This window comes from Burkholderia lata (assembly GCF_902499025.1).
GTDB lineage: Bacteria > Pseudomonadota > Gammaproteobacteria > Burkholderiales > Burkholderiaceae > Burkholderia > Burkholderia lata_C.
The window spans coordinates 84,109-101,889 of sequence record NZ_CABVPW010000033.1 but is presented as its reverse complement, the minus strand read 5'-3'; the positions used below and the strand labels follow the sequence as shown (position 1 = coordinate 101,889).

16 protein-coding genes are annotated in these 17,781 nt (G+C 66.2%); 9 read left to right on the top strand and 7 right to left on the bottom strand.

Translation table 11 applies throughout. From position 1 onward, the window contains the following. Positions 1 to 100 precede the first annotated feature (100 nt). From BDI24065_RS29140 to BDI24065_RS29120, 5 genes are all read right to left on the bottom strand, one after another. Positions 101 to 1,396: an HlyD family secretion protein gene (locus tag BDI24065_RS29140; protein WP_175034163.1), complete on the bottom strand. Its 1,296-nt coding sequence runs from the start codon at positions 1,394 to 1,396 to the stop codon at positions 101 to 103. Positions 1,397 to 1,408: 12 nt separating this feature from the next. Continuing rightward, positions 1,409 to 2,413, bottom strand: a complete 1,005-nt coding sequence (locus BDI24065_RS29135; RefSeq protein ID WP_175034162.1) for a hypothetical protein — start codon at positions 2,411 to 2,413, stop codon at positions 1,409 to 1,411. Beyond that, positions 2,410 to 4,530 (bottom strand): peptidase domain-containing ABC transporter, encoded by a 2,121-nt coding sequence (locus BDI24065_RS29130; protein ID WP_175034161.1) that lies wholly within the window; start codon positions 4,528 to 4,530, stop codon positions 2,410 to 2,412. Before BDI24065_RS29130 ends, BDI24065_RS29135 begins: the two co-directional genes overlap by 4 nt. A gap of 145 nt (positions 4,531 to 4,675) precedes the next feature. Then, positions 4,676 to 4,861 carry a hypothetical protein gene (locus BDI24065_RS29125; RefSeq protein WP_174996417.1) on the bottom strand — a complete coding sequence of 62 codons (186 nt, stop codon included), beginning with the start codon at positions 4,859 to 4,861 and terminating at the stop codon, positions 4,676 to 4,678. 225 nt (positions 4,862 to 5,086) lie between these two features. Beyond that, a complete protein-coding gene (locus tag BDI24065_RS29120; RefSeq protein ID WP_006479216.1) occupies positions 5,087 to 5,263 on the bottom strand; it encodes a hypothetical protein in 177 nt (58 codons plus the stop codon). A gap of 278 nt (positions 5,264 to 5,541) precedes the next feature. Here BDI24065_RS29120 and BDI24065_RS29115 point away from each other — a divergent pair, with 278 nt between their 5' ends. The 7 genes from BDI24065_RS29115 to BDI24065_RS29085 all read left to right on the top strand — a co-directional run bounded on the left by BDI24065_RS29115 (position 5,542) and on the right by BDI24065_RS29085 (position 13,223). Then, the gene (locus BDI24065_RS29115; protein WP_175034160.1) at positions 5,542 to 6,957 is read left to right on the top strand and encodes a TolC family protein; all 1,416 of its coding nucleotides are present in this window, start codon (positions 5,542 to 5,544) and stop codon (positions 6,955 to 6,957) included. A 490-nt stretch (positions 6,958 to 7,447) separates the two neighbouring features. Continuing rightward, positions 7,448 to 8,485 (top strand): aliphatic amidase, encoded by a 1,038-nt coding sequence (locus tag BDI24065_RS29110; RefSeq protein ID WP_043183421.1) that lies wholly within the window; start codon positions 7,448 to 7,450, stop codon positions 8,483 to 8,485. Positions 8,486 to 8,553: 68 nt separating this feature from the next. Then, entirely contained in the window at positions 8,554 to 9,036 is a 483-nt protein-coding gene (locus BDI24065_RS29105; protein WP_174956454.1) for an AmiS/UreI family transporter, read from the top strand. Continuing rightward, positions 9,036 to 9,875 (top strand): CbbQ/NirQ/NorQ/GpvN family protein, encoded by an 840-nt coding sequence (locus BDI24065_RS29100; RefSeq protein WP_175034159.1) that lies wholly within the window; start codon positions 9,036 to 9,038, stop codon positions 9,873 to 9,875. The genes BDI24065_RS29105 and BDI24065_RS29100 overlap by 1 nt, the downstream gene beginning before the upstream one ends. After that, positions 9,872 to 11,431, top strand: a complete 1,560-nt coding sequence (locus BDI24065_RS29095) for a nitric oxide reductase activation protein (protein ID WP_175034158.1) — start codon at positions 9,872 to 9,874, stop codon at positions 11,429 to 11,431. The genes BDI24065_RS29100 and BDI24065_RS29095 overlap by 4 nt, the downstream gene beginning before the upstream one ends. Before the next feature lie 31 nt (positions 11,432 to 11,462). Further along, the gene (locus BDI24065_RS29090; RefSeq protein WP_175034157.1) at positions 11,463 to 12,605 is read left to right on the top strand and encodes a transporter substrate-binding domain-containing protein; all 1,143 of its coding nucleotides are present in this window, start codon (positions 11,463 to 11,465) and stop codon (positions 12,603 to 12,605) included. Positions 12,606 to 12,611: 6 nt separating this feature from the next. Then, positions 12,612 to 13,223 carry an ANTAR domain-containing response regulator gene (locus tag BDI24065_RS29085; RefSeq protein WP_027791381.1) on the top strand — a complete coding sequence of 204 codons (612 nt, stop codon included), beginning with the start codon at positions 12,612 to 12,614 and terminating at the stop codon, positions 13,221 to 13,223. 30 nt (positions 13,224 to 13,253) lie between these two features. Here BDI24065_RS29085 and BDI24065_RS29080 read toward each other — a convergent pair whose 3' ends face one another. Further along, the gene (locus BDI24065_RS29080) at positions 13,254 to 13,703 is read right to left on the bottom strand and encodes a winged helix-turn-helix transcriptional regulator (RefSeq protein ID WP_089453165.1); all 450 of its coding nucleotides are present in this window, start codon (positions 13,701 to 13,703) and stop codon (positions 13,254 to 13,256) included. 352 nt (positions 13,704 to 14,055) lie between these two features. Here BDI24065_RS29080 and BDI24065_RS29075 point away from each other — a divergent pair, with 352 nt between their 5' ends. Next, on the top strand, positions 14,056 to 14,979 hold the full coding sequence (locus BDI24065_RS29075) for an alpha/beta fold hydrolase (RefSeq protein ID WP_175034156.1): 924 nt from the start codon (positions 14,056 to 14,058) through the stop codon (positions 14,977 to 14,979). Between the two features lie 86 nt (positions 14,980 to 15,065). Here BDI24065_RS29075 and ggt read toward each other — a convergent pair whose 3' ends face one another. Further along, the gene (ggt, locus tag BDI24065_RS29070) at positions 15,066 to 16,787 is read right to left on the bottom strand and encodes a gamma-glutamyltransferase (protein ID WP_175034155.1); all 1,722 of its coding nucleotides are present in this window, start codon (positions 16,785 to 16,787) and stop codon (positions 15,066 to 15,068) included. A 426-nt stretch (positions 16,788 to 17,213) separates the two neighbouring features. Between ggt and BDI24065_RS29065 the strand changes: the two genes are divergently transcribed. Then, positions 17,214 to 17,738 (top strand): metal-dependent hydrolase, encoded by a 525-nt coding sequence (locus BDI24065_RS29065; RefSeq protein WP_175034154.1) that lies wholly within the window; start codon positions 17,214 to 17,216, stop codon positions 17,736 to 17,738. Positions 17,739 to 17,781: the final 43 nt, after the last annotated feature.

The window sequence follows — 17,781 nt, the reverse complement described above, 5'->3', positions numbered from 1 at the left end:
GGCCGCGCACGCGAACAGCGTCGCGCCGAGCCAGCGCGACAGCGGACGCACGGCGCCCGGCCGCGCGCGGCGGCGGTGCTTGTCCCGGCTCGCCATCGGCTCAGGCCGGCACGCCGAACAGGCGTTGACGGATGCGATACAACGGCTCGAACAGCCATTCGAGCAGGCTGCGCCGCTCCAGCACGATGTCGGCCTTCAGCATCATCCCGGCCCGCAGCGACAGCGGCCGCCCTTCGAATGCGGGCGTGCGGTCGGCCAGCTCGACCCAGGTCTTGAAGTACGTCTGCGGCGTGGCGGCATCGCCCGGCAGGTTCAGCTCCTTCGCGGAAAACGCGACCGGCGAGATCGACAGCACCTTGCCGCGATACGTGCCGAACTTCTCGACCGGATAGCTGGCGTACGCCACCTTCACTTCCTGCCCCTTCTTCACGAAGCCGGCCTTCGACGACGGAATGTAGACCTCGGCGATCAGCCCGTCGGCCTTCGCGGGCAGGATCTCGACGACGCGCGTGCCCGGCGGGTCGATCACGCCGCCCTGCACGACGTCGAGCCGCACGATCTGCCCGTCGGCCGGCGCGTACAGCACCTGGTTCACGTTCTCGTCGATGTTGTATTCCTTCGCGTTCAGCTCCTCCTGCTTGATCTTCAGTTCCGCGTTCGCGCCGTCGTACTTGCTCTGCATCGTGTCGAGGTCGCCGCGCAGCTTCATCGCGTTCTTCGCGAGCTCGGCGCGGCGCAGCAGCAGGTCCTGGTACGCCTGCCCGGCCTGCAGGTATTGCGTGTTGACCTGGTTGTACTGCTCGAGCGTCACGACCTGCTCGTCGAGCAGCTGCTTCACGCGTGTCCGCCGTTCGCCGTACTCGTCGACGATGCGCTTCTGGTCCTGGATCTGCCGGCCGATCAGCCCGCTGCTCTCGCCCTGCGCGGCGATCTGCTGGTTGATCTGCTGCACCGACGACTTGTATTCGAGCCGCGCCGCGTCGATTTGCTGCGTCACCTCGACGCGCTGCCGGTCGAGCGCCGCGCGCATGCCCTGCACGTTGTTCGCCTGGCTCACGAAGCTCGTGTCGCGCGTCACCGCGAGCAGCCGCTGGCCGGCCTTCACGTGCTGGTCCTTGCCGACGTAGACGTCGCGCACGGCCCAGCCCGGCGGCGCGCTGACGCCGATCAGCCCCGAGCGCGGCGTCAGCATCCCCGACACGCTCTCGGTGTTCGCGTAGCTCAGTTCGACGAGCGCGGTCACGAACATTGCGAACATCGCGAGCGACAGGTAGCAGAAGAACCGCATCGACACCGGCACGTCGACGACGCCGTGGATCACGGTGCCGAAGGTCGTGCCGCGCGCGAGCTTGCGCGACGGCTTCTGTTCTCGGAGGGCGGAATTCCAGGTCGGCATGGGGCAGGCTCGTCAGGAGCGACGCCGCGCGGCCGCATCGAGCAGCGGCGCCGGCATCAGGTAAGGCGTGAAGTGTTCCCAGAAATGCCACTGCTCGGGCTGGTGCACGAGCGCCTGCTCGAGCCGGTCGACGATGCGCTGGTGCGTCGCGCGCACCGGCGACGCGTCGTCGTCCGCGCCGAGCATCGGCGCGAGCGGGCTGGCCGCGAGCTCGGTGAAATGCACCGCGCAGCGATCGCGGAACGGCACGCCGGTCGCATACGCGACGAGCAGCGGAATGCCCTGCTCGACCGCGAGCTTCACGCCGCCGCCGGCCATCCGCACCCAGCGGCCGCCGAGCCGGCAGCGGTTGGTCTTGCCGAACTTGCCGTGCAGGTCGGAGAACAGCAGGAACACGGGCGCCTCGCGCCGCAGGCTCGTGATCAGCCGGCGCAGGTGCACGCGCTCCTCGATGTCGATGAACTCGACTTCGCCTGCGCCGTACTCGGCGACGAGCCGCAGCGCATCGTCGAAGAACGCGCCCGGCGCATCGCGGTGCAGGATCACCATCAGCTTGCGGTCGTCGGGAATCATGAAGCGCAGCTTCGTGACGAACAGCATCAGGTTGCCGAAGTGCAGCCCCGCGAGCATCAGCGGGCCGCCGCGCGCGAGCGCTGCCCGCAGCTGGGCGTCGCCTTCGCACGCCATCCCGTCGATCATCGACTTCATCGATTCGAGGCTGTGCGACCGCAGCTTGAGCCCCGCGAACTCCGCTTCGAACAGTTCGCGCACGATCGCCGCCGACACTTCCCGCACGCGTCGCGGATCGTCGTTCAGGTGCGCGCTCAGCATGTATGCAACCGCGCGCTCGATCGACTCGCGAATGCACGGAAAGCAGCGCAGGCATGCGCCCGAGCACCAGCGCATCAATCGCAACCCGCGCGCGGGCGACGTGCGCAGCGCGACGGCACGCACCGCGCGCCGCACCAGGAACGCATACGAGAACGGATTGAGCAGAAAGAGTCGTCCGAGCATCACCGCGTCTCCTCGGCCGAACGCCATGCGTCGGTCGCGTCGGTCAATACGCCGTCATGCATTTCGTAGATCCGGTCGACCATCGACAGGATCGACGCGTCGTGCGTGACGAGCACGATCGTGCACGGCAGCGTCAGCACGTTGCGGCAGATCTCGTGCGTCGTCGCCTGGTCGAGGTTCGACGAAAACTCGTCGAGGATCAGCAGGCGCGGCTCGCAATACAGCGCCCGCGCGATCAGGAGCCGCTGCATCTGCCCGGCCGACAGGAATTTCTGCGTATCGCCGAGCGGCGTGTCGTAGCGATGGTCGAGCCGCTCGATCTCGTCGTGGATGCACGCGAGCTTCGCTGCGTCGAACATCGCGCCGATCCGCGGCGCGGGCGCGAAATTCGTGATGTTGTCGCGGATCGTCCCGCGAAACAGCTGGTCGGACTGCGTGACGGCCGCGAGATGCTTGCGGTACTGCCGCAGGTTCACTTCCGCGAGATCGACGCCGCCGACGAACAGCGTGCCGGGCTCGGGCCGCACGAGCCCGCAGATCAGGTTCAGCAGCGTCGTCTTGCCGCTGCCGGTGCGGCCGACGATCGCGATCTTGCTGCCCGCCGGCACGTCGAGCGCGATATCGCGCAGGATCGGGCGGTTGCCGCCCTTCGGCGTGTACGACAGCGCACGGATCGCCAGCGCGCCGTCGAAGCCGTCGACCGGCCGCACGACCGCGTCCGGTGCAGGCTCCTCGGTTTCGGTCTGCAGCACGTCCGCGACACGGTCCATGTGTACCTGCAGCACCTTGCGGCGCACGTAGAGCTGGATCGAATCGATGAACTTGTCGGCGAACAGGTTCTTGTACTGGATGAACGCGTAGATCACGCCGATCGTGCTCTGCCCATGCATCACGAGCCACGCGCCGTACGTGACGATGACGAGCTGCTCGACGTGCACGATCCCTTTCGAGATCGCATCGAACAGCAACTGCAGCCGCTCCTGCTGGCGCATCGCCTGCAGCTTCTGCGTGAATGCGTTGACCCACAGGCTGCTGCGCGCGGTCTCGGCCGACAGCAGCTTGATCGAGTGCGCGGAGCGGATGTTCTCGATCAGCAGCGCGTCGGCTTCGGCGCCGCGCGTGAGGATCTGCGACATCGCGTCCTGCAGTTGCGGCTGGATCGCGAGCCGGCTCAGCGCGAACAGCACCATCCCGGCCAGGCTGATGCCGGCCAGCACCGGGCTGTAGTACAGCATCAGCACGAGCGTCAGCGTGCACGTGACGATATTGAGCAGCCCGCCGACCAGCCCGTCGACGAGAAAGCGCCCGACCTCCGACACCGACGACACGCGCGAGATCGAATCGCCGGTGTTGTGGAACAGGAAATAACCGATCGGCAGCCGCGCGAGGTGCCCGACCATGTTCGCCGACAATTGCTGCGACACGATGTTGCGCAGGTAGCTCTTGATGTTGCCGACGAGGTTCGCGTACAGCGTGTCGAACAGGAACACGATCGCGAACAGGATCGTCAGCAGGTACAGGATGTCGACGTCGGTCTTCTTCAGCGCCTCGTCGATCGTCAGCTGCACGTACGACGGGCCGAGCAACAGCAGGAGCTGTGCTGCGACGCCGCCCGCGATGCCGATCGCGAGGCTCTTGCGGATGCCGGTCAGCCCTTCGAGGTAGTCGCGCAGCCGGATCCGGTCGGCCTGCCCCGCCCGCGTGAAGCCGATGTCCGGATTCAGTTCGAGCGCATAGCCGGTGATGTGCGTGAGCGCCTGCGCGAGCGGCAGCTTCGTCTCGCCGAGCGCGGGATCGACGATGTGCACGCTGCCGTAGCCGACCTTCGTCAGCACGACATAGTGGTTCATCCCCCAGTGCAGGATGCACGGCGTCTTGAGCGCATCGAGCTCGCCCGCGTCGAACTGCAGCCCGCGAGCGCGCAGGCCGAGATCGTTCGAGATCTCCATCAGGTCGAAGAACGACAGCCCGGAATCGATCCGGACCGGATAGCGGTTGCGCAGCGTGCGCAACGTCGTTTCGCGGCCGTGCCACGACGCGATCATCGCGAGGCAGGCCAGGCCGCACTCCGTCACCTCGTCCTGCAGGACCGGACGGACTTTACGCGTATTGAAGAGCATGGTCGGGCACCCGGGGCGCGACGACGCGCCGCCCGGGCCTGCCGGTAGCGAGCCCGTGGCGGGTCGTGCGCGATACGCATGGGCGCAGCCGGCGCGCTGCCGGCTGCGGCGGAAGATCGGTGTTGCCGGCCGCTTGGCGGGCCGCTCAGCGCGACGAGCCGAGCGACATCCGGAACTGTTCGACGGCGTGGGTCTGGTACTGGGTCATCAGGCCCTGGAGTGTGGTTCCGATCGACTGATTGACGAGATCGACCGTATAGGCGGCCGAATTGGAGTAAAGCGACGCGCCGCCGCGAATCTGGCGGGCCTGTTCTTCCGTGATGTCTCGCATTTGTTGTGGCCTTTATATTGTCGGAATGCCCGCCACCGTCAGCCAATTGCAATCTCAATGGCCGTTCACTTTATTACGGGGATAATCCGGCACTCCTGCCTCCTGATAATCGCCCGAACCGAAAATAATGCATTTCGGATTCGCTTTATTTCCACTGCGGCGATCGATTCTTTTCCTTCTGTTTCGCAGCATTTCGCGCGGGGGGCGCCTCCCCGCGCACGGCGGTTACTTGCCGGTGTTATTGAACGTCTTCGGGTTCTGCAGGTAATTGCCGAGGCTCGGCAGGAACTGGCCGAGCGCGGTCACCACCGGCGCGGCGTCAACGGCGAGGCTACCCAGCGAGCTGATCGCACCGCCGCCATGCACATTCCTGACCTGTTCCGTCGTCATGACCTTCATCATTCTCTCCTCGTAAAAAATAAAGATGATGCAAAGAACCTTCGTTGAAAGACAAACGGCTTTTAATCTCTAGCGACTTGTTAATCTAATAATCACTGCGATTACGAGCCGAAATCAGGCTATCATGCGAGCGCATCGGAATTCAATGGAAGACACACTCTTACATTGGCGTTTTCCGATGCGCCACGGTTGGCAGGCATTCACGCTGTTTGAATTTCAATTTCAAAACGTTTAAATCCCGCCGCAATGCGTTGCGGCACGGGCAGGAGACGGAGACGGCCATGTTTGAAACGAGGCGCGCGCATCGCGGATCGGCGACGCAGAATGCGGGTAATTCCCTATCAAGTTTTTCGACTAGGTGGAATCCCCGACTTGCAACCATGACATTGTTCGCTGTAACGATAGCCGGCATGTCCGCAAACGCGCGTGCGTTCTGCCTCGACACCGCCTTCCAGTACGCGGTCGTGCACGATCCGCGCTACCTGCAGGCGCGCAGCGAATACGACGCGGCCCGCCAGAAATTCCCCGAAGCGCGCGCGCAGATGCTGCCGCAGGCCGCCGCGCAACTCGAATGGGGACGCTACGGCACGCACGCGAACCTGTTCGGCATCGACGTCAGCGGGTCGAGCAATGCCGCCTACGGTTCCGCGCAGGTCACGCAGGCGCTGTTCAACGTGCCCTACCTGTACGACATGCGGCGCGCGACCGAGTACGAGGAATCGGCGAAACAGAAGCTCGAGGTGGCGAGGCAGGACCTGATCCTGCGCGTCGCGAACGCGTGCTTCGACCTGCTCAGCGCGCGCGAGAAACTGCAGTCGGCCGACGACGAAGTGAACGCGCTCACCCGGCTCGAAAGCGATACGCGGCGCATGGCGCAGCTCGGGATGAAGACGATCGGCGATACGGCCGAAATCGAGGCGCGCCGCAGCCTCGCGCAATCCGACGAAGCCCTCGCGCAAACCGACGTCGACGCGCGCCGCGCGCGCTACGAGACGCTGCTCGGTTCGACGATCGATTTCTCGCGCTGGCCGCGGCTCGCGATGCGCGGGTCGTCACCGCGCATTCCGTCGGGCGAATACGCGCCGCAGGACAACCCCGCGTACCGGCAGGCGTATCGCGACGTCCAGGTCGCGCGGCTCGCCGCGAAACGCGTCAGCGCCGAGCACTTGCCGACCGTCGACCTGTTCGCGTCGTATTCGCGCGGGCTCAACCCGAACCTGCGCGGGCTCACCGATCGCTCCGACTTCCATCAGAGCGCGATCGGCGTGCAGGTGACGATCCCGATCTTCTCCGGCGGCAGCGTGTACTACCGGCAGGTGGAGGCCGAGCACGTGACCGAGCAGTACCGCAACCGGCTGCGCGAGGTCGAGGAGCAACTGGGCACCGATCATCGCGAAGCGCTGTCCGCGCTCGAATCGGTCGGCAAGCGCATCCGTGCGCTGCAGCAGTCGCTGCAGGCCGCGCGGCTTGCGTACGATTCGTCGATGAAGGCGCACCAGGTCGGCTACAGCACGACATACGAAACGCTGAACCTGCGGCGCGACATCTCGGGCATCCGGCAAAAGCTGTTCGACAGCTATCTCGATGCGCTGAAGCTGCAGCTGAAGCTGAAAAGCGTGCTGGGTACGCTCGACGAACAGTCGCTGATCGCGGTGGACAGCTTCCTCGAAAGCAACGCGGCGAGCGACCGCAGTTGAGCGGCGCTTCGATGCGTATCGACACATCCCAATACGGTTGCACACACAACCTTATTACGCATTGCCGATGCGCCTGCAAATCCGTTGACGTCGACGCGGGCGCGGCACGATACCGCCCCGTCGTTCGCGCAATCTTGCGTCCGACCCCGCGCCATCGCCCGACGCAACGCACGATCCCGGACGCACGCCGTGCCGGCCACCGGGCTCTCACGACGTGCAGGGGTATACGCGATGTTGCGTCCAAAAAAAACTTTGCCTAGAGTGCATCCCATCGATCCGGCGGACAAAGACGTCCCACGATCGTGCGCAGCGCGCGCCCGCTAGCCCGCGCTTCGCCGGCCCGACATCGGGCCACCCATCCGCATTCCCGTTATCCGACAGCGTTGTCGGATGAACGGACCGGCAAAGAAGCCCTTGCCTCGCTCGTCGAGGCAAGGGCTTTTTTTTGCCTTTCGAAAACGCACGTCTTCACCCGAACCAGGAGCACACCATGCGTCATGGCGATATTTCCAGCAGCAACGACGCCGTCGGCGTCGCCGTCGTCCAGTACAAGATGCCGCGCCTGCACACGCGCGCCGACGTGATCGCGAACGCCCGCGAAATCGCGGAGCGCGTGGTCGGCATCAAGCGCGGCCTGCCCGGCATGGACCTCATCGTGTTTCCCGAATACTCGACGCACGGAATCATGTACGACGCGAAGGAGATGTACGACACGGCGTCGACGATCCCCGGCGAGGAAACCGACATCTTCGCGGCCGCGTGCCGCAAGGCCAACGTGTGGGGCGTGTTCTCGCTGACCGGCGAGCGACACGAAGAACACCCGAACAAGGCGCCGTACAACACGCTCGTGCTGATCAACAACCAGGGCGAGATCGTGCAGAAGTACCGCAAGATCATGCCGTGGGTGCCCGTCGAAGGCTGGTATCCGGGCGACTGCACGTATGTTGCCGAAGGGCCGAAGGGGCTCAAGATCAGCCTGATCATCTGCGACGACGGCAACTATCCGGAGATCTGGCGCGACTGCGTGATGCGCGGCGCCGAGCTCGTCGTGCGCTGCCAGGGCTACATGTACCCGGCGAAGGACCAGCAGGTGCTCGTGTCGAAGGCGATGGCGTTCATGAACAACTGCTACGTCGCGGTCGCGAACGCATCCGGGTTCGACGGCGTGTATTCGTATTTCGGCCACTCGGCGATCGTCGGCTTCGACGGCCGCACGCTCGGCGAATGCGGCGAGGAAGAAAACGGCGTGCAGTATGCGGAGCTGTCGGTGAGCCTGATCCGCGACGCGCGCCGCAACATGCAATCGCAGAACCACCTGTACAAGCTGCTGCACCGCGGCTACACGGGCAAGATCGGTTCCGGCGAATCGCCGAACGGCGTCGCGCAATGCCCGTTCGAGTTCTACGCGAACTGGGTGAACGACCCGGACGGCACGCGCCAGGCCGTCGAACGGCTCACGCGCGCGACACCCGGCACGCCCGAATGCCCGATCGAGGGCATTCCGTCCGAAGCGCCCGCGCACCGCTGAGCCCGCGCCCTGCCCGGCCGTTCGCGCAGCGTGCGCGAACGGCTCCGTCTCACTCTGGAGCCTTCATCATGCTCGGTGTCGCTCTCTTCTTCATCGGCGCGGTGCTGGTCGTCAACGGCGTCGCGCTCACCGGTCGCATCGAACCGCGCGATGCCGCCGGCCTGAACCTGCTCGTCGGGCTGCTCGCGTTGCTGATCAACCTCGTCGGCCTCGTGCAGGCCTCGGCGCCGCAGCAATATTTCTCGAGCGCGGGCGGCCTGCTGTTCGCATTCACGTACCTGTATCTCGCCGCCGTCCAGTGGCGCGGGCTGCAAGGCGCGGGCCTCGGCTGGTACTGCCTGTTCGTCGCGATCAGCGCGCTCGTCTATGCGGGCACGTCGCATGACGTGCGTTTCGGCGCGATGTGGCTGCTGTGGTCGAGCCTGTGGTTCCTGTTCTTCGTCGCGCTCGGGCTGAAGCGCCGCGTGCGCTTCCTGCCCGGCTACACGATCGCGATCGGCGTCGGCACCTGCTGGCTGCCCGGCATGCTGATGATGACGGGGAGGTGGTAATGAGCGCACGCGATACGCCGCTTGCCACCGATCCGCTTGCCGGGCACCGCATTGCCGACGCACCGTTCTACCAAGCTGCCGGCGCCGAGGCCGCCTGGTTCGAGACGGCTTGCCGCCATCACCTGCCGGTCCTGCTGAAAGGGCCGACCGGTTGCGGCAAGACGCGGTTCGTCGAGTACATGGCGTGGCGCATGGGCCTGCCGCTGATCCAGGTCGCGTGCAACGACGACACGTCGGCGGCCGACCTGACCGGCCGCCACCTGCTCGATGCCGACGGCACCTACTGGGCCGACGGGCCGCTCACGCTCGCCGCGCGGCATGGCGCGATCTGCTATCTCGACGAGATCGTCGAGGCGCGCCCCGACGCGACGGTCGTGATCCATCCGCTGACCGACTCGCGGCGCGTGCTGCCGCTCGACCGGCTCGGCGAGGTCGTGCATGCGCATCCGGATTTTCATCTGGTGATCTCGTACAACCCCGGCTATCACGGCGAACACCGGCGGCTCAAGCCGTCGACCAGGCAGCGTTTCGTCGCGATCGACTTCGGCTATCCCGATGCCGCGCACGAGGCCGACGTCGTCGTGCGCGAAAGCGGCGCCGACCGCGAAACCGCGCGTCGCCTCGTCGATCTCGCCCACCACACGCGCGCGCTCGCTCAGGCCGGCAACGGGCTCGACGAAGGTGCATCGACGCGCCTGCTCGTGCACGCGGCCCGGCTGATCGTCGCGGGGCTCGCGCCGCTCGATGCGTGCCGGATCGCGATCAGCGACGCGGCGACCGACGACGCCGACACGCGCGCCGCGTTGCAGACGATGGCCGCCGCGCACTTCGCGACATGAGCGCACTGCAACTCGCCCGCTTCCTGCACGGCATGACCGCGCACGCGACCGACGTGCGGCTCGACGATGCGGCGCTGCGCACGACGCTCGGCCATGCCGCGCTGCGTGTGCCGCGCGCGTTGCCGCCCGATGCGCGCATCGCGGCGGCCGCGCACGCGCTGGCACACTGGCTGCATTCGCCGTCGGGCGAACCGGTCGACAAGCTGACGCCGATCGGCATCGCCGTCGCCGGGCTGATCGAGGATGCGCGCGTCGAAGCGCTGCTCGCGCGCACCTGGCCGGGGCTCGTGACCTTCTGGGCGCCCGCGTTCGCGCCGATCGATCGTGAAGGACTCACGTTCGGCCGCCTGTGCGCGCGGCTCGCGAAAGCGCTGTTCGATCCGTCGTATCGCGACGGCAACCCGTGGGTCGACAAGGGCGTGCAACTGTTCAACGAACACCGCGATGCGCTCGACGATTACCGCGCGTTCCGCACGATCGCATCGCGGCTCGCGAACGATCTCGGCCAGATGCGCGTGCGTTTCGAGCCCGACGACGGCGCATGGCTGCCCTATCGCGACGACAACGCGTGGCTGTGGGCACAGCCAGCTGCCGTAGCGGCCGAACAGGCAGGCAGCGAAGGCGTCGAGATGTCGGCCTCGACCGGCGGCCACAGCGACGAACCCGACGACGAACCGCCTCCCGCGCCCGATGCGCCGCGCTATCCCGAGTGGAATTGCCACACGCAGCGCGAGCGCCGCGACTGGGCGACGATCGTCGAACGCGCGCCGGCCACGTCGGTGGCACCCCGTTCGCTTGCCGCGCTGATCGAAGCCGACCGGCGCACGGCGAAGCGGGTGCCGTCTCCGCGTGCAGCCGAGCCGATGCGACGTGTCGGGCGTCAGCTCGATGGCGATGCGCTCGACGTCGATGCAGCGATCGCCGCACGGATCTCACGCCGCGCCGGACACGCGCCCGATCCGCACGTGTTCCGTCGCCGCGTGCCGCACGACGCGCGCGGGCCCGTGCTGATCCTGCTCGACCTGTCGGCGTCAACGGCCGCGCAGGTCGCCGCGCTCGAGAAACGCGCGGCGTTCGTGCTCGGTGACCTGTTCGACCGGCAGCGGCGCCGCTGGGCCGTGCACGGCTACACGTCGGACGGCCGGCATCGCGTGTACTACGCGCGCTTCAAGGATTTCGGCGAAGCATTCGACGCCGGCCGCCGTGCGGCGCTGCTCGCGGCCGACAGCGGGATGAGCACGCGCACGGGCGCGGCATTGCGCCATGCGCTGGCGTTGCTGCGTCGCGAAGCCGCGAGCGCACGGGCCGCCGTGTTGATGATCGGCGACGGCGAAGCCGCCGACATCGACGTGTTCGACCCGCGCTATCTCGTCGAGGATGCACGCCATGCGGCACGCCAGGGCCGGCAGCGCGGCGTCGCGATCGCCGGATTGTCGTTCGGCGCGCCGCCCGGGTTGTCTACAATACTTGGCGTCGGCCCGAGCTGCGTCCACGCGGCGAACGGCGACGCATTGCCGGCCGTCGTCGCGCACGCGGCCGGGCGGCTGACCGCGTGACGGCCCCACCGGAAGAGACAGGAAAGACCGAATGAACAGTGTGAAGGTTGGCGTATTGTTCTCGCAGAGCGGATGCACGTCGCACCTCGGCCAGAGCCAGTTGCGCGGCACGCTGCAGGCGATCGCCGAGATCAACGAGGCTGGCGGCGCGAACGGCTGCGAGATCGTGCCCGTCGTGCGCGATGCCTGTTCCGACCCGGCCGTCTATGCGCGGCTCGCCGAAGAGCTGATCGCCACCGAACGCGTGAACGTGCTGTTCGGCGCGTACATGTCGAGCAGCCGCAAGGCGCTGATCCCGATCGTCGAGAAATGGGACAAGCTGCTGTTCTACCCGACACTCTACGAAGGCTTCGAGTTCTCGCCGAACGTGATCTACACGGGCGCGGCGCCCAACCAGAACAGCGTGCAGCTCGCCGCGTTCATGACCGCGCAGTTCGGCGCGCGCGTGTACCTGGTCGGGTCCGACTACATCTATCCGTACGAGTCGAACCGCATCATGATCGACCTCGTCACGCAGCATCCGGAAGGTCAGATCCTCGGCGAGGTGTACATGCCGCTCGTCGCGTCCGAGCAGGATTTCGCGGCGGTGGTCGAGGACATTCGCGCGAAGGCGCCCGACTTCGTGTTCAGCACGCTGGTGGGCGACAGCACGGCCGCGTTCTACCGTGCGTATGCGCAAGCCGGCCTCGACGCACGCAAGATGCCGATCGCGAGCCTGACGACCTCCGAGATCGAGCTCGGCCAGATGGGCGCGGCCGCGGCCGGCCACTACACGTCGTCGCCCTATTTCCAGACCATCGATTCCGATGTGAACCGGCGCTGCATCGCGCAGCTCAAGGCGCGCTTCGGCGACGACGCGAGCGCGTCCGCGCCGTGGGAAGCCGCGTATTTCCAGGTTCACCTGTTCGCCAACGCGCTCGCGCGCGCCGGCACCGACCAGCGCGACCGGCTCGTCGAGCATCTCGCGGAGGCGGAATTCGATGCGCCGCAGGGGCGCGTGAAGATCGACCGGCTCACGCAGCACACATGCCTCTACCCGCGCATCGGCTGCGCGACGGCCGACGGCAATTTCACGATCGTGCGCGAAGCGACGCGGCGCGTGCATCCCGATCCGTACCTCGTCACGCATTCGCTCGGCGACCGCGTGCACGCGCCCGACGAACAGAAGGCGTAACCGACGATGCGCGCCCGCACCCCGATCCGCTCGACGCCGCGCCTGCTCGCCGAACTGCGTTCGCTCCGCGTGATGGTCTACTACCCGGACGACGACAACGGCCTGCTGCTCGTCGAGCAGCTGTCGCGCATCGGCTGCCCGAGCGAGCAGCGCTGGCCGCCGCCCGCCGCGTTGCCGGAAAGCGTCGACCTCGTGATTCTCGCGGTCCGGCCCGACCTGCTGCACCTGTCGATCCCGTGGCTGGAAGACGACGCACGCCCGCCGCTCATCGCGGTCACGACCTACGAAAGCCCGACGATCCTCGAACTGATGCTGCGCATCGATGCGCAAAGCGCGGTAACGACGCCGGTGCGCTCGTTCGGCCTGTTGAGCGCGATGGCGCTCGCGTGTCACCAGAGCCGCCGGCATGACGAATACCGACGCCGTATCGCGCAACTCGAACAGCGCGTGATGTCCGCGCGCACGCTGCAGGAAGCGAAGACGCTGCTGATGCAGCACAACGCGATCAGCGAGGAAGAGGCCTACCAGCAGATCCGTTCGCAGGCGATGGAGCGGCGCATTTCGATCAACCAGCTCGCCGAGCAGATCGTGCACGCGCACGCGCTGCTGAAGCGGTAACGCGGGCGCCATCGCCGCGATTGCCGCGCGTCAGTCCGGCGGCGGCAACACGACCGTGTCTTCCGGCCCGAGCACGCGCCCGTCCTGCGAGCGCAGTTCCAGTTTCCTGACCGGCAACCCGGTCTTCCGGTCGACGAGCAGCACGTGCGCCTCGTCCGGTTCGAAGAAGAAGTCCTCACCCCACTGCCGCAGCGCGACGAGCAGCGGAAACAGGCCGCGCCCTTTCTCGGTCAGCACGTATTCGTGATGCGCGCCGCCGTCCGCGGCCGGCACGATGTCCATGATCCCGTGCGCGACCAGGTTGCGCAGCCGCGCGGCCAGGATGTTCTTGGCCAGCCCGAGATTCTTCTGGAATTCGCCGAAGCGGCGCAACCCGTCGAACGCGTCGCGGACGATCAGCAGCGACCACCAGTCGCCGATCGCGTCCAGCGGGCGGGCAACGCCGCAGGGGGAATCCTCGTGCGTGGTTCGTCTGTTCATCGATGCATGAGCGATGCCGTTCCCGGCATGCGGGCGGGACGGCGGTCGCTTTCGTTGAAATGAATGGTTGCAATATAAAACTCACCATCCGAAAGATCAATCGCCCGAGGCCTGACTGTTCGCAATCGACGAATGGAACGGTCGATTCGGGCCTGATTGGCACTTCACCTGATACGTTCCGCTAATACATTCAGGCGGTATTCCTTTCTGGCACGTCGTCACACACCAGCGCCGCAGTCATTCGGCCAGCGGTCCAGTCACACTTTCGGTTGCAACTTGAAACCCAATATCCTACGCTTCAATTCGGTTTCAACTTGAAACCAAACTATCCGACTATCCAAAGGAGCGTTCGATGATCCGGCCCGATGCCACGTTCGATGGCACCTTTCCATTCGCCCCGCATTTCGACGACGCATCCGGCTTCCGGATGCATTACGTGGACGAAGGCCCGCACGACGGCGAAACCATCCTGTGCCTGCATGGCGAGCCCACGTGGGGTTATCTGTTCCGCCACCTGGTTGCGGCGCTGAGTCCGACGCATCGTGTCGTCGTCCCCGATCACATGGGGTTCGGCAAAAGCGCGACGCCGCAGGACCGCAGCTACTGGCTGCAGGACCATATCGACAACCTGGAGCGCTTCGTGCTCGCGCGCGGCCTCGATCGCATCACGCTCGTGATGCACGACTTCGGCGGCCCGGTCGGCATGGGGCTTGCCGCGCGGCATCCGGATCGCATCCGGCGCATCGTGTCCGCGAACGGGCCGACGCCGTTCGGCCAGCCCGATCTTGTCGAGCGATTGACAGCGAACGGTCGCGATGCGCCGTGGTTCCAGTGGATCATGCGCGCGGCGGCGGACGATACGCTGGAGACGGTGCTCGGTCAGCTCGGCTTCAACATCCTGAGCACGCTGAAGCTGAACGGATTCGAAAATCACGCGATCATCGACGACACGTGGATCGCCGCATACGGTGCGCCGTTCGCGCAACCGGCCGACTGCATCGGCGCGATCGGATGGGCTCGCGGGTTTGCCGCCGGCGCGCACCGGTTCGAGGAACCCGATACGGCGGCGCTGCGCGCGATACGCGAAAAGCCCGCGCTCGCGATCTGGGGAGACGCCGATCGAACGCTCGGCGCCGAACACTTCCTGCCGCTCTTCACGGCACTGTTTCCGTCCGCGCCCGTCGAACGGCTGGCGGGCGTCGGACATTACTGCTTCGAGGATGCGCCCGACGCCATCGCGGCACGCATCGCCGAATTCATCCGGACCACCGGCTGAGTGCGTTCCGCAGCCGGCGCACGACACCCGGCTGCGGAACACGGCGTGCGCGGCCGCCTTTGCAACCGCGCACGCGCCGCTTCACGTCAGTGGATGATCCGCGTCACGCCACGCCCGCGCGGGTCGGCCATCGCCTCCGGCGTCTTGCCGTCGATCTTGATCACCTGGATGTCGCCGCTGAAATCCTGCCCCTTCAGCGTATAGCCACGCGCCTCGATCTGCTTCGCGAGTTCGCCTTCGATCGGGTGGTACGGCTCCCAGAAGATCGTGTTCGGCGGCAGCAGCTGGTGATGGAAGCGCATCGCGCCAACCGCTTCCTTCAACGGCATCCTGAAGTCGTAGATGTTGTTGATCACCTGGAAGATCGACGTGAAGATGCGCGAACCGCCCGGCGTGCCGATCACGAGGGACACCTTGCCGTCCTTCGTCATGATCGTCGGCGACATCGACGACAGCGGGCGCTTCTTCGGTTCGATCGCGTTCGCGTCGCTGCCGACCACGCCGAACATGTTCGCGACGCCCGGCTTCGCGGAGAAGTCGTCCATCTCGTCGTTCAGCACGATGCCGGTGCCGTCGGCAATCACGCCCGAGCCGAAATACCCGTTGATCGTGTAGGTGTTCGACACCGCGTTGCCCCACTTGTCGACCACCGAGAAGTGCGTCGTCTCAGCCTTCTCCGGCATCGTCGTGCCGAGGCCCGGCTGCACGCTCTTCGTATCCGACGGCTCCTTCGAGTTGACTTCGGCCGCGCGCTTCGCGATGTATGCGTCATCGGTCAGTTGCGCGATCGGTACCTTGTAGAAATCGGGATCGCCGAGATACTGCGCACGATCGGCGAACACGCGCTTCTCGATTTCCGCGACGAGGTGGATGTACTGCGGCGAGTTGAGCTTCACGCCCTCGAAGTCCTGCTTCAGATCGGCCTTCATCTTCAGCAGCTGCACGAGGCCGATGCCGCCCGAGCTCGGGGGCGGCGCGGTGATCACGTCATAGCCGTTCCACTTCGCCTGCACCGGCTGGCGCCACACCGCGCGGTACTGCGCGAGATCCTCGGTGGTGATCAGCCCGTTGCCGTCGCCGGTCTTCATCGACGCAGCGATCAGCTCGGCCGTCTTGCCCTTGTAGAAACCTTCCGCGCCGTCGTTCGCGATGCGCGTCAGCACGTCGGCGAGATCGGGCTGCTTGAAGTTCACGCCCGCCTTCAGCCCGGAGAAATACTTGTCGAAGTTGGTCTTGCCGCCGAACTCCTTCGATGCGTCGACGCCGCGCTGCGCGAGCTGCTCGTCGACGACGAAGCCGTCACGCGCATAGTGGATCGCCGGCGCGAGCACCTGCTTCCACTTCAGCTTGCCGAAGCGCTTCTGCGCCTCCCACATGCCCGCGACCGTGCCCGGCACGCCGACCGCGCGCGGGCCGTACAGGCTCATGCCCTTCACGACGTTGCCGTCCTTGTCGAGATACATGTCCTTCGTCGCGGCGAGCGGCGCGCGTTCGCGGTAGTCGATGAAGTACGGCTTGCCGTCCTTGTAGATCGTCATGAAGCCGCCGCCGCCGATGTTGCCGGCTTCCGGATACGTGACGGCGAGCGTGAATGCGATCGCGACGGCCGCGTCGATCGCGTTGCCGCCTTCCTTGAAGATCCGCTCCGCGGCATCCGCGCTGTACTTGTCGGCCACCGCGACCGCGGAGCTCGTCAGGACCGCCGGCTGCGGCCCCTTCGCATAGACGGGCGCGTTCGGCAGGAACCCGATGCCGGCCACCGTCGCGAGCACGACAGCGGATGATTTGAAGCGATTCAGCGTAGTCATTGCATGTCCCCCATGTGGATCTCCTTCAGGCAGGAAAAGCACCTGTTCCGCTCATGGCCGCTGGCGCGCCGACGGCCATCTCCGGCTTCGTAGTATAGGGGGACAAAAAGGGTCGAACACGTGACGTGCAACGAAAGCGCATGCGTTCTGTGCGCTCGGTCATGCCGCGGCTTTTCAACATGCATGCGGAGCGGTCGAAATTGCACGCGGTGCGCGCCCGCCGCGGACGGCCGCCGCGACAGTCATCACGCAGCGCACAAAAAAACCGAAAGTTGCGAACTGCGCGGAACGCCACGCGGCACGTGCAAAAAAATCTGCAAACGTCCCTCCCGCAGCACGGGCCGATCTGCGAAGATAGCGCCCCGCTTTCGCGCCGCATCATTTTTTCGTTCACGCGCCGCTTCACGTTTCTTCGTCTCGCTTCCTATGGCATCACACAATGCGCATCATGCGTCCGGCTTCGCAGCCGGTGTCGCCGCCGCTGTCCTCGTCGCACAAACCGGTGCAACCGGCCCGTGGCACTCTGGCCTGTTCGCCGCATTCGCGGCGGGCGTCGCAGGCGGCACCGCGCCCGACTGGCTCGAAGTCGCATGGTGGAGCCGCAAGCGCCGCCTGTGGATCACCCATCGCACCGTCACGCACTGGGGCATCGGCTGGATCGCGCTGCTTGCACTCGGGTGGCACGGGCTCATCCATCATCCGCATCCACTGTGGGCCGCGCCGCTGTTCGGCTTCGCATGCGGCGGCTTGATGCACCTGCTCGCCGACTGGCCGAACCCGCTCGGCGTGCCGTGGATCTGGCGGCGTCACTCGCTCAACCTGTGGAAAAGCGGGCATTGCGACCTGATCGTCGTGGCCGCCGCATGGGGCGGCACGCTGTGGCTCGCGCAGTCGCTGTGGTCGCGTGCGCCGCTGCTCGAACAGTGGCTCGGCTGGCTGCATCGCGTTTAGTTGCAATTCGTCGCAATTCGGCACGCTGTCGGCGTGCCGACGC

Coding starts and splice junctions, on each gene's coding strand:
- BDI24065_RS29140 (WP_175034163.1), bottom strand. CDS start 1,396: ATGCCGACCTGGAATTCCGCCCTCCGAGAACAGAAGCCGTCGCGCAAG.
- BDI24065_RS29130 (WP_175034161.1), bottom strand. CDS start 4,530: ATGCTCTTCAATACGCGTAAAGTCCGTCCGGTCCTGCAGGACGAGGTG.
- BDI24065_RS29125 (WP_174996417.1), bottom strand. CDS start 4,861: ATGCGAGACATCACGGAAGAACAGGCCCGCCAGATTCGCGGCGGCGCG.
- BDI24065_RS29120 (WP_006479216.1), bottom strand. CDS start 5,263: ATGATGAAGGTCATGACGACGGAACAGGTCAGGAATGTGCATGGCGGC.
- BDI24065_RS29115 (WP_175034160.1), top strand. CDS start 5,542: ATGTTTGAAACGAGGCGCGCGCATCGCGGATCGGCGACGCAGAATGCG.
- BDI24065_RS29110 (WP_043183421.1), top strand. CDS start 7,448: ATGCGTCATGGCGATATTTCCAGCAGCAACGACGCCGTCGGCGTCGCC.
- BDI24065_RS29105 (WP_174956454.1), top strand. CDS start 8,554: ATGCTCGGTGTCGCTCTCTTCTTCATCGGCGCGGTGCTGGTCGTCAAC.
- BDI24065_RS29100 (WP_175034159.1), top strand. CDS start 9,036: ATGAGCGCACGCGATACGCCGCTTGCCACCGATCCGCTTGCCGGGCAC.
- BDI24065_RS29095 (WP_175034158.1), top strand. CDS start 9,872: ATGAGCGCACTGCAACTCGCCCGCTTCCTGCACGGCATGACCGCGCAC.
- BDI24065_RS29090 (WP_175034157.1), top strand. CDS start 11,463: ATGAACAGTGTGAAGGTTGGCGTATTGTTCTCGCAGAGCGGATGCACG.
- BDI24065_RS29085 (WP_027791381.1), top strand. CDS start 12,612: ATGCGCGCCCGCACCCCGATCCGCTCGACGCCGCGCCTGCTCGCCGAA.
- BDI24065_RS29080 (WP_089453165.1), bottom strand. CDS start 13,703: ATGAACAGACGAACCACGCACGAGGATTCCCCCTGCGGCGTTGCCCGC.
- BDI24065_RS29075 (WP_175034156.1), top strand. CDS start 14,056: ATGATCCGGCCCGATGCCACGTTCGATGGCACCTTTCCATTCGCCCCG.
- ggt (WP_175034155.1), bottom strand. CDS start 16,787: ATGACTACGCTGAATCGCTTCAAATCATCCGCTGTCGTGCTCGCGACG.
- BDI24065_RS29065 (WP_175034154.1), top strand. CDS start 17,214: ATGGCATCACACAATGCGCATCATGCGTCCGGCTTCGCAGCCGGTGTC.